The organism is Candidatus Zixiibacteriota bacterium (assembly GCA_040753875.1).
Lineage (GTDB): Bacteria > Zixibacteria > MSB-5A5 > GN15 > FEB-12 > DATKJY01.
Map to the genome: position 1 here is coordinate 15,772 of JBFMDV010000013.1, position 10,572 is coordinate 26,343.

Annotated in this window: 10 protein-coding genes and 1 tRNA gene; 7 read left to right on the top strand and 4 right to left on the bottom strand. The window is 55.7% G+C overall.

What is annotated here, in order from left to right:
* Window positions 1–64: 64 nt before the first annotated feature.
* The 4 genes from AB1644_05210 to ahcY all read left to right on the top strand — a co-directional run bounded on the left by AB1644_05210 (window position 65) and on the right by ahcY (window position 4,660).
* Window positions 65–1,114 carry a hypothetical protein gene (locus AB1644_05210; GenBank protein ID MEW6050446.1) on the top strand — a complete coding sequence of 350 codons (1,050 nt, stop codon included), beginning with the start codon at window positions 65–67 and terminating at the stop codon, window positions 1,112–1,114.
* Between the two features lie 96 nt (window positions 1,115–1,210).
* Window positions 1,211–2,185, top strand: coding sequence for a sugar phosphate nucleotidyltransferase (locus AB1644_05215; GenBank protein ID MEW6050447.1), 975 nt, complete (start codon window positions 1,211–1,213; stop codon window positions 2,183–2,185).
* 46 nt (window positions 2,186–2,231) lie between these two features.
* Window positions 2,232–3,395, top strand: a complete 1,164-nt coding sequence (metK, locus tag AB1644_05220; GenBank protein MEW6050448.1) for a methionine adenosyltransferase — start codon at window positions 2,232–2,234, stop codon at window positions 3,393–3,395.
* An 11-nt stretch (window positions 3,396–3,406) separates the two neighbouring features.
* The gene (gene ahcY, locus AB1644_05225; protein ID MEW6050449.1) at window positions 3,407–4,660 is read left to right on the top strand and encodes an adenosylhomocysteinase; all 1,254 of its coding nucleotides are present in this window, start codon (window positions 3,407–3,409) and stop codon (window positions 4,658–4,660) included.
* Window positions 4,661–5,059: 399 nt separating this feature from the next.
* Here ahcY and AB1644_05230 read toward each other — a convergent pair whose 3' ends face one another.
* From AB1644_05230 to AB1644_05245, 4 genes are read right to left on the bottom strand one after another with little or no spacing between them, the layout of a single operon-like run.
* On the bottom strand, window positions 5,060–5,464 hold the full coding sequence (locus AB1644_05230) for a hypothetical protein (GenBank protein ID MEW6050450.1): 405 nt from the start codon (window positions 5,462–5,464) through the stop codon (window positions 5,060–5,062).
* A gap of 6 nt (window positions 5,465–5,470) precedes the next feature.
* The gene (locus AB1644_05235; protein ID MEW6050451.1) at window positions 5,471–5,842 is read right to left on the bottom strand and encodes a class I SAM-dependent methyltransferase; all 372 of its coding nucleotides are present in this window, start codon (window positions 5,840–5,842) and stop codon (window positions 5,471–5,473) included.
* Window positions 5,842–6,930: an LptF/LptG family permease gene (locus tag AB1644_05240; protein MEW6050452.1), complete on the bottom strand. Its 1,089-nt coding sequence runs from the start codon at window positions 6,928–6,930 to the stop codon at window positions 5,842–5,844. Before AB1644_05240 ends, AB1644_05235 begins: the two co-directional genes overlap by 1 nt.
* A 4-nt stretch (window positions 6,931–6,934) precedes the next feature.
* On the bottom strand, window positions 6,935–8,260 hold the full coding sequence (locus tag AB1644_05245) for an LptF/LptG family permease (GenBank protein MEW6050453.1): 1,326 nt from the start codon (window positions 8,258–8,260) through the stop codon (window positions 6,935–6,937).
* Between the two features lie 107 nt (window positions 8,261–8,367).
* Here AB1644_05245 and AB1644_05250 point away from each other — a divergent pair, with 107 nt between their 5' ends.
* The 3 genes from AB1644_05250 (at window position 8,368) to AB1644_05260 (ending at window position 10,471) form a co-directional block, all read left to right on the top strand.
* Window positions 8,368–9,327: an OB-fold nucleic acid binding domain-containing protein gene (locus tag AB1644_05250; protein MEW6050454.1), complete on the top strand. Its 960-nt coding sequence runs from the start codon at window positions 8,368–8,370 to the stop codon at window positions 9,325–9,327.
* 97 nt (window positions 9,328–9,424) lie between these two features.
* A tRNA-Ser gene (locus AB1644_05255) sits at window positions 9,425–9,512 on the top strand.
* A 272-nt stretch (window positions 9,513–9,784) separates the two neighbouring features.
* Entirely contained in the window at window positions 9,785–10,471 is a 687-nt protein-coding gene (locus tag AB1644_05260; protein MEW6050455.1) for a hypothetical protein, read from the top strand.
* Window positions 10,472–10,572: the final 101 nt, after the last annotated feature.

Genomic DNA, 10,572 nt, shown 5'->3' on the forward strand with positions numbered 1-10,572 from the left:
GAAGACTGCGACTCGTATCATAGAACATATGAGAGCGAATAGATGCTTGTCAATGGCGGTTTTGGTGTTTTGCGCCGAAATCTTTGTAGTGCTGTCCGGCTGCGGCTATGACCCCGAGACGCCGGTCTATGACACGACAAAAAACCCGGACAAGTTCCCGTCGCCGGCTCTTTCGCTCCTTGATGGTGTCCGGTCCGGCAGTCTGGACAGCTACGACACGGTTGTTGCCTCTTTCGGCAACCTCTACACGGGTAATCCGGAGCTTTTGGATGACTACCGGTGGCGCAAAGTGATCGAACGGCTTGGGGTGCAGTTCAAGTTCAAGGCGGAGCAAGCTGCTGAAGCCGGGATCGTCGGTTTCGCCCGTGCCGCGCAATTCTACGGCCTGGCCAGCATGGCGCGCCCTCACGACGAGCGGCTTCGAAACCGCCAGGAGCTGTTCGCCGGGTGGATCCAGGCGATCAGTGATTCCATAATCCCAGGCGACTTCGATCCGGAGAAAGTGAAACTGTCCGAAGCTGACGAGTTGGCGCTTCTCAAATACTTTGTCCTGGGGGACACCCTTCACCGCGAGTTCGCCCGGCAGTACCTGATTCCGGAACTGCTGGTGATCAACCCACTCGACAAACCGGCTTCAACTGAGAATATATCCAGTGCAGACCGATTGTTCCGGGTGCTCCTGGGACTCAAGCAGGAATCACCCCATGGCCGTATCGGTGTCTTCTCGGACCCGCCGATCGACCTTGTCGCGGCACAGATAACCCGTCAGTCCGGCGACTGGTGTGCGGCTGAGTTCTACTTCGTCCCACATGAATCGCTGACCGTTAATTACACGGTCGCGTTCCGCATTCAGGCGGCGGATTCAAGCGCAAAGGGGGGCACCCTGGCCGATAGTCAGGACCTGGTGTTTGACTTCCGGCCGGTCGTACCGACCTCGCGCTGGAAGAGCGGCGAGCCGGCCGGAGTGTACCGGCGGTTTCGCTATGCCGGCCCGGCGGTCGAACTGCAGCTTGGTCTCTATGAACGGGGCGCCGACAGCGCGCATTTTGTCCGGGTGCTTGAGACAGGCGAGCGATTCCTCACCTTACCGACAAGCACGTTTCAGAGCAAATAGCGCAGGGATGCAGCCGGATTTCCCGGAAGACTCCTGATTGGACTTGTCAGGGACAGTGCCATTGCCTACCTTGGCAGGCGAAGTGAGAGGTCACACGTGAAAGTCATTATCCCAGTCGCCGGAGTCGGCAGCCGCCTTCGCCCGCACACCTTCACCACGCCCAAGGTTCTGCTCCATGTGGCCGGGCGACCCATCATTTCGCACGTGCTCGAGCCGATTCTGAAACTGAATCCAGAGGAAGTGGTCTTTGTCATCGGCTTCCGCGGTGATGATATCAGAGAATATATCGAGAAGTCCTACAGCTTCAGGACGTCATTCGTCAGGCAGGAGAACCTGCTGGGGCTTGGGTATGCGGTCAGTTTGGCCATGAACCAGATACAAAACGGCCCCGTGCTGGTGGTGCTTGGCGACACGATCGTGGAATGCGACCTGCAGAAGTTCGTCTCAGCCGGTGAATACGTTCTGGGCGTTCGGCAGGTGGAAGACCCTCAACGGTTCGGCATCGTCGAGATCGAGGACGGGACGGTGGTTCGACTCGAAGAAAAGCCCACTAACCCGAAAACCGACCTGGCAGTGATCGGGCTATATTATTTCCAGGACTCCGGCAAGCTCAAGGCGGCGCTGGATGATCACGTTGCTTCCGGTCGGATCACCCGGGGCGAAGTGCAGTTTACGGATGCTCTCCAGGCCATGATCGAGTCGGGCAGCCGGTTCGTGCCGTACGAGGTGGCCGAATGGTTCGATTGCGGAAAGAAAGAGACAATCTTAGAAACTAATCGACATCTGCTGAAACGGATGGCGCACCAGACCAGAGTGGCTGGCTCTACGATTGTCCAGCCTGTGTTTATCGGCGAAGGGGCGGTGGTCAAGCACAGCGTGCTGGGGCCGAATGTCTCGCTCTCGGAGGGAGCCGTAGTGGAGCATGCCATTCTTCGGGACACGATCGTCGGGCCGCACGCGCGGGTCGAGCATGTGGTGCTCGAAAACTCGCTAATCGGTCATCATGTGGTTATCACCGGATCGCCGCGCACGCTCAATATCGGCGATTCCTCCGAGATGATTATCACTTGAAAATCATGATCATACACGTATTTCACGCATACAAGGAGTAAGGCTCATGGCAGGAGGGAATTTCCTCTTCACCTCGGAGTCCGTCACCGAGGGGCATCCCGACAAGCTTTCTGACCAGATATCCGATGGCGTCCTCGACGAGGTCCTTCGGCAGGACAAACATGGCCGGGTGGCCTGCGAGACATTCGTGACGGTTGGGCTCGTAATCGTCGGCGGCGAAATCACGACGGTCGGTTATGTCGACATTCACACGCTGGTCCGAAAAATCATTCGCGAAGTCGGTTACACCGATCCGCGCATGGGATTCACCTACAATACCTGTGCGATTGTCAACACGATAGGTTCACAGTCTCCCGATATCGCGCAGGGTGTGAACACCGGTGGCGCGGGTGACCAGGGGTTGATGTCCGGTTACGCCTGTCGTGAGACGAAAGAACTGATGCCGATGCCGATCATGCTCGCGCACAAGCTGACTCATCGGCTGGCCGAAGTTCGCAAGAAGAAGATACTGGGGTATCTTGGTCCGGACGGCAAATCGCAGGTGACTATTGAGTATGTCGATGGGATGCCGGCTCGCGTGGATACAATCGTGATCTCGTCGCAGCATTCCGAGGATATTCTGGACAAAAGTGGCAGGAGGATCACGAAGCGGTCTGTGGATGAGATGATCGAGAAGGTGGTGATGCCGGTCATCCCGCACCGCATGATAGACAACAGGACCAAGTTCTACGTGAACCCAACCGGTAAGTTCGTGGTGGGTGGTCCGCAGTGCGACACCGGCATGACAGGGCGAAAGATCATTGTCGATACCTACGGCGGGATGGCCTCACACGGCGGCGGGGCGTTTTCGGGCAAGGACCCGACCAAAGTCGACCGCTCAGCCAGCTACATGGCGCGGTATATCGCGAAGAACGTGGTGGCGAGCGGATTGGCGGACAAGTGCACCATTCAGTTGGCGTATGCGATTGGCGTAGTCAGACCGGTTTCGATGATGGTGTTTACCGACAACACCAACAAGGTTCCCGAGAAGCGAATCGCTCAACTCATCAATAAGCATTTCGATCTCACGCCGCGCGGCATTATCAAGTCGCTTAATCTGCTCCGGCCCATCTATCGCAAAACCGCCGCGTACGGGCATTTTGGCCGGACCGAGAAGGAATTCACCTGGGAGCGGACCGACAAAGCGGCCATTCTGGCAAAGGAAGCGTGAGCGTGATGGCACTGAAATACGATATCGCCAATATCAGGCTGGCCAAAGAGGGGCTCCGCAAGATCGAATGGGCCGAGAAAAGCATGCCGGTGCTTCGGTTGATTCGCGAGCGGTTCGCAAAAGAGCAGCCGCTTAAGGGGACGACCATTGCCGCATGTCTGCACGTGACAACCGAGACCGCCAACTTGATGCGAACCCTGAGCGCGGGTGGCGCGACCGTCGCGTTGTGCGCATCCAATCCGCTTTCGACACAGGATGAGACTGCCGCCGCCTTGGTGGCTGAGTTCAAGTTACCGGTCTTTGCCCGCAATGGGGAAAACCACAAGACGTATTACAAGCATATTCACCAGTGTTTGGATTTCAAACCGCAGATTACGATGGATGATGGCGCCGATCTGGTGTCGACACTTCATACCGAGCGCAAGAATCTCGCTCCGAAGGTTTGGGCCGGGACGGAAGAGACAACCACGGGCGTGATACGATTAAAGGCGATGGAGCGGGACGACGCGCTTCTGTTTCCGGTGATTGCGGTGAACGAGTCCAAGACCAAGCATTTCTTTGACAATCGGTACGGTACAGGGCAGTCGACAATTGATGGTGTCATTCGCGCCACCAACATGCTGATAGCCGGCTCGACGGTCGTGATTGCCGGGTATGGCTGGTGTGGCCGTGGTGTGGCGGTGCGGGCAAAAGGGCTGGGTGCGAACGTGGTTGTCACCGAGGTTGACCCTGTGAAAGCGATAGAAGCCGCGATGGACGGATATCAAGTAATGTCGATGGCGAAAGCGGCGCCGCTGGGGGATCTGTTTATCACGGTAACCGGAGATATTAATGTCATTCGTCTGGAGCATGCCAAGCGCATGAAAGACGGCGCGGTCATTTGCAACTCGGGGCATTTCAACGTCGAGATCGATCTTGCCTCGATTGCCAAAGCGGCCTCAAAACGGGGTATGGTCCGCCCGCACGTGGAGGAGTTTACGCTCGCAAAGAAGCGGATCCATGTGCTCTCAGAAGGGCGCTTAATCAATCTTGCGGCGGCGGAGGGGCATCCGGCGATGGTGATGGATATGTCGTTTGCGAACCAGGCGCTGGCAGCGGAGTATGTGGTGAAGAACCACGCGAAACTTCAGCGGAAAGTGTACGTGGTGCCGCAGAAGATCGATGAAGCTATCGCGGCGCTCAAGCTGAAATCGATGGGCATCTCGATAGACAAGCTGACGCCTGAGCAGAAGAAATATCTTAGTTCGTGGGAGATGGGGACGTAGAGGGTTGGAGTCGGCTATGACTGAAGTAGGCGTAGGGCAGAACCCCTTTGTGGTTCTGCCGTTATGCCATTACATCGATGGCGGAACCAGAGGCGGTTCCGCCCTACTACAACTACCGCAACTTGAAGTGAATCGTTCATTCGGTCGGGTCACACGAGCCTGTTTGGCGCTAATGGACAACTTGCTAATTCAAACGTTGTGAGTGATTTGACGCCTCAAGTCTGCATATAGAACGGCTCGCAAGACCCGACCGAACGGACATGTGAGCTTCAAGACGCAATGAGAGATTGCTTCGTCGCTTCGCTCCTCGCAATGACGGACTCAAGGAAACTGAGATTGCTTCGGCGAAGCGCCTCGCAATGACACAGGTTCAGTTTCACCTGGCAGAGAAACGGTGGACTATGTCTTCCTTGCTCTGACCAACAGAATCATGGGGTACGGGGTCGGGCCGGACGGCGGATACCAGTAGCCGTCCCCTTTGGGAATCCAGTCCTCTTTCACGGGATAAAAACAGAAATCATATTCCCCCAACTTCTCGATTGTCAGCCCAGCGCGAATCAAAGCGTTCAGGATATTTGCGATAGTGTGCTGCCATTCGACCGACTCGTTCTTCGAGCGATGCTCCCGCACGCAGTAATCCGGCGAATCAATCAGCCGCTCCGGCTCTTTGCTGAAATAGTTCAGGGTCGTTTCTTCGAAAAGCACCGAGACAGGGTGACTGTCGATAAGCAGGAATATTCCACCCGGTTTGAGATAATGCGCCACCACAGCAGCCCAGCGCTGCAGGTCAGCCAACCAGATCAAGGCGCCCTACGACTGATAAATAATGTCGAATCGATCATCGATGGCACCAATCAAATCGAGGACATCCGAGCGCACAAAGCGCGCCTCGAGTCCCGCCCTGGCTTTGAGTTCATTGGCGCGTGCTATAGAGCGGTCGGAGATATCCACGCCGGTTACAATCGCTCCCTCACGCGCCCAGGAAAGCGTGTCCTGACCGAACTGGCACTGCAGGTGAAGCAGCTTCTTGCCGCGAACATCGGGCAATTCCTGTCGCTCCAATGGCAACAAGCTCGACCGGTCCTGCAGGAATTCTTCGACGTGATACCGCGGATGCGTGTAGTGCAGGTCGACCGTTTCGTTCCAGAGCGCGCGGTTTTTCTCGTGATCCGGGTGCGGCATCATTTCCTCGCTTTTAGCATCAAAACGATTCCAATGAGAAAGAACACGCTGTTCACACCCCAGACGGCGAAGTCGGCAGGTATCTTCTCGTTGTATCCTGCCGATTGCATCACTCGGAACAGAATGAAATACAAGAGCGCCAGCACGGCGCCGAGCGCGAACGACACAGCAACACCAGCTCGCCGTGGATTCGATGCGAACGGCAGGCAAATGAGAATGACGATCACCGATGAGACCGGATACGAGTACTTGATACGGAGGTCAATAGACTCGCGCAAGTGCGGCCCGCCGGCACGTTTCATCAGGTCGATGTACTGTTTGAGTTCTACGAGTCCCATGTCCTCAGGCTTACCAAGACGTCGCATCAGGTCCTCAGGTTTGTCGGCGATGTCGGCTATGGTCATGGTGTCGAACCGTTCGTAGGATTCACGCAAAGAATCCTCGAATATGCGCACACTCCCCTGGAAGGCGTGCCACTGAAAGTCGGCATACTCAATCCGCTGAGCGGTGACCAGGCTCCTGAGCTGGTTACCGGAAGTCTTGTACAGCTTGAAATCCTGGCCCATGTTGCGGTCAGCATCGAAATTGGCCAGCGTGTAAAAATAGCCGGGGCTAATCTGGCGGTACAGATTGCGCACTTTGGTCAATTGGTCTTTGGAACGTCGCTCGATCGTGAATTCCTTGATTTCAAGTCGTCGCTGGTTGAGCGGCGGGAAGATGTATTCGTTGTAATAGAAATGACCCACTGCCAGCATTATGCTGGCGAAGAAATAGGGAAGCGCCACCCGGTAGAGCGACAGGCCGTTGGCTTTCATGGCCAGGATCTCGTTTCGCCGGGCCAGGATCGAGACCGAGAACAGGGTTGCAAGCAGAACAAAGACCGGCAAAAACGACTTGACCACCCAGCCGCCGAAATACGCGTAGTATTGCAGCACCTGCAGGAACGGCACATGGTGATCGATGAAATCCCGTAGCTCTTCCACCATGTTTATGACAATGATCGTCAGCCCGATCGCCATCACCACCACTAACAGGGCGCTTAAGAAGCTCTTCAGCAGGTACTGGTCCAGTTTTCTAATGAGGATCATGGCTTTAGGATAACCGCCGGAAGAAGGCGAAGATTGGGCGCTCCGACACAACGATATACATGAGATACAGTCCGAGCGCGCCCAGTAAGATATTCGCGCCCCACATGGCCCAGAACGGCGAAACCATCCCGCGGTCTGCCAAATCCTCGCCACCGATGAGAAACGCCCAATAGATTATAAAAAGTGCGATGGAGATACTTATCGCCACACCCATGCCGCCTTTGCGCGAGAGAATCCCAAGAGGTGCACCGATGACGATGAACACCAGGCAGGCAGCCGGGATAGAGTATTTCTTATATATCTCGATCTGAAATTTGTCGACAGTTTTTTCGTGGGCGTCCATCTGCTGGCTGCTCCGCTCGACCGTCTTGGCCAGAGCCATGGCATCAGTTCGCACGCCGAATGTGGCGGCGGAATCCGACAGCAGGACGTGCGGCCGGAACTCGAACGGCTCGGCCAGCAGGTATTTCAACTTGTCGTGTAGACTGGCGGCAATTCGCTCTCGAAACGGTTCTACCAGAGCTTGCGCCTCAATGACGCGTGTTCGCATGTCGCTGATACTCATCTCCCGGTCGGTGCGATAATCCGAATCGGTGCGGACCAGTTCGGACGGCGAGCCGGCGATATTGATTACCTGATTCAGAAAATTGACTTTGCGATAGTTGTCCGGCTCCTGCGTGTCCAGCGAGTGCACTTCACCGTTGTACAGGGTGAATTCCATGTTCTTGCCGTTATCGGTCATTTTGAGGAAACCGTACTCGGCCACGATGATGCGCGGCTTGGTCGGGTTTTTGGTCTCAGTGATGCGGACGCCGTCGACGCGCGAGGTGACGTGATTGATCCGGTCAATCAAGATGAGATAGCCGGGCACATCGGTCACGAATATCCCGGACCGAAAGATGAGCGTGGGGCGCATGGCGGAGATATCCCCCCAGAGCATCCGCGCCCGCTTGTTCAGGTCCGGAAGCACTTTGTCGTTGAACTGGACCATTCCGAAGGCCAGAACCGAGGCGACGGCGAGTAGCGGGATCAGGATATGAAGCAGATTGACGCCGCAGGCCTTGATGGCGGTAATTTCGAAATCGGCGCTCAGCCGCCCGAACGCCATCAGCGTGGCCACCAGGACGGCCATCGGCACCGATAACGCCAGCATCCAGGCCAGGTTCACGCCGATCAGTTCAAGCACGACCCAGATGGAGAGATTTTTGTCGATGACGTGGTCGATGATCTTGGGGACGTAATCGATGATCAGCAGAAAGGTGATCGTGAAGAACGCGAACAGAAACGGAGCGATATGCTCCCTGACGATATAGCGGGCGAGGATTCTCATATCTATGTCGCGTTCATTGACTTATAGCGTTCAAGCGGACTCGATGTTCCCTCGGTGTGACAGTAGGCATTGACCGCTTGGGGGAAATATTGTTATAATCGGTCGGGATGGAAAGCAAGAAAATCAAAGAGTTCGTCGTTGACGACCAGGTGGAGGGATTCTTCGCGGTCCGCAGGCGCGAACTGCGCGAATTCCAGCGCGGTATGTTTGTATCGCTCGAATTGGGGGACAACACCGGACGTATCAACGGCGTCATGTGGGAGCCGGATCAGTTCGCCCTGACCGAGCTGACCGAGGGGATGGTGGTCAAGGTGCGTGGTGTCGTTACCGAATACAACAAGAAGCTCCAGGTGACGGTCAGCCGCGTCCGACTGGCCACCGACGATGAATACCGTATCGAAGATATCCTGCCGCATTCGACCCAATCCCGCGATGAACGGCTGGCCCGTATCCGGGCGCTGACCGACAAGATCGAGAACAGCTATATCAAGGCGCTGGCCGAGTCATTCTGGTCTGACCAATCGTTCCTGGAGGAGTACCTCCGTGCGGCGGCCGGTAAGCTCTGGCACCATGCGTATATCGGGGGACTCTCCGAGCATTCGGCCAATGTCGGCGAACTGGCGCTTCGAGTGGCTGCCGGATATGACTTTCTGAACAAAGACTATCTGCTATTCGGCGGACTGTTTCACGATGCCGGCAAGATCCGGTCGTATTCCGCGGACATGATGATCGATTTCACCGATGAAGGGCGCCTGGTGGACCATATTTCGATTTGTGATAACTGGATTGCCGAAAGAGCGCACCGAATCGAGGGGTTCCCGGACAAATTACTCGTCAAACTTCGGCACATGATTCTGTCGCATCAGGGGGAGCGGGATTTTGGTTCGCCGGTAGTCCCTATGATGCCCGAAGCATTCGTGTTGTACTATTGCGATGAGATCGATTCCAAGATGGGGGCGATTGACCGAATCCGCGTCCGCCAGGGGGGAACCGGATGGTCGGAGTATGTCAAGATGCTGGACAGGTTTCTGTATTTCGGGGAATCGCCGGGTTCCGACAAGCCATGAGAGGATCAAATCGAGTGACGCCTGTTGCGATTTGGCCAAATTACTGTAGATTGGGCGCCGGTCCGCTCTGAGGTGGGCTGATATATACGTGTGAGTCGGAGAGATGGCCGAGCGGTCGAAGGCGCACGCCTGGAGAGCGTGTAGACGGCAACGTCTCCTGGGTTCGAATCCCAGTCTCTCCGCCATGTAGTACATGGAACCAATCGCCCTGCGCATTTAGTCGATGATCAGACGTTGAGAATCGCGGTTCGATATGTATCCCAAGTCCCCCGCTGATATCGTCAGTCTTACGCTTCGCGGTTTCCAGTCGAGGGTCTGTGACCTGTCATTTTGGTTTGCCGAGTGTCCCAATCCTTGCACCGAGCCTACATGGAACCAGTCGCCCTCTGCATTCGTTCGACGATCAGGCGTTGAAAATCATGGTTCGATGCACTTTCAGTAAACAGAGACAGTCTCAATGAAATTCAGTCTCGGCATTGAGGATATGGAACCACGGAACTGGGTAGCCTGGGTGTTTGAAGTTCCGGGATGTTATGCCCGGGCATCGACTCGTGATGAGGCCATTAGTTCGGTGCCATATGCCCTTGACGAGACTCTGGCAAGATTAACGCAGGCGAAGTTCCTCGCATTGGGCAGCTTCCAACCACCATTTGAATTCGTTATCGCAGAGGAATTTCGGGCCTTTCAGAGTTCTCCTGACTACCTGGTCAACGCATTCTTCGAAAACGACAGGTCCCCGCTCACAGTCGGCGATACAGAGTATGCTGAGTGTCTCCTCGGCCTGAATCGGCGAGAATTACTTTCCGTGGTCGCTAACTTGCCGGCAGCTATACGAGACAAGCCTATTCCCGGAGAGGTCCAGCGAAACATAAATGGCATTCTCAGGCATATTGGGACGGCCGAGTGGTGGTACTGGGACCGTCTCGGTTTGGCGTTTCCTCAAGGGGAACGACCGGATGACCCCTTTGAGCTTCTGGCCAAGGTCCGCGATTTCACTTTGACGCGCCTGCACGGATTAGTTGGGGATACGCAGACGACAGTATGCTCGGGAGAACAGTGGTCGCCGAGGAAGCTGATGCGTCGTGCGATCTGGCACGAACGGGTTCACACGCTCCAGATAGCTCGGTATGTGAAGACCATGTAGAACCGCGCGCAACGAAGAATGGAGCTGCAGCAACTCCGATCATTGCGCCTTAAGTCTTGAGCGTTCCGTCGTATTGTGGATTCCAGGATGTTGAGAGAATT

What these genes read in the sequence shown, in the direction of transcription:
- metK (MEW6050448.1), top strand. Translation starts at nt 2,232, where the DNA reads ATGGCAGGAGGGAATTTCCTCTTCACCTCGGAGTCCGTCACCGAGGGG.
- AB1644_05235 (MEW6050451.1), bottom strand. Translation starts at nt 5,842, where the DNA reads ATGCCGCACCCGGATCACGAGAAAAACCGCGCGCTCTGGAACGAAACG.
- AB1644_05245 (MEW6050453.1), bottom strand. Translation starts at nt 8,260, where the DNA reads ATGAGAATCCTCGCCCGCTATATCGTCAGGGAGCATATCGCTCCGTTT.
- AB1644_05240 (MEW6050452.1), bottom strand. Translation starts at nt 6,930, where the DNA reads ATGATCCTCATTAGAAAACTGGACCAGTACCTGCTGAAGAGCTTCTTA.
- AB1644_05250 (MEW6050454.1), top strand. Translation starts at nt 8,368, where the DNA reads ATGGAAAGCAAGAAAATCAAAGAGTTCGTCGTTGACGACCAGGTGGAG.
- AB1644_05260 (MEW6050455.1), top strand. Translation starts at nt 9,785, where the DNA reads ATGAAATTCAGTCTCGGCATTGAGGATATGGAACCACGGAACTGGGTA.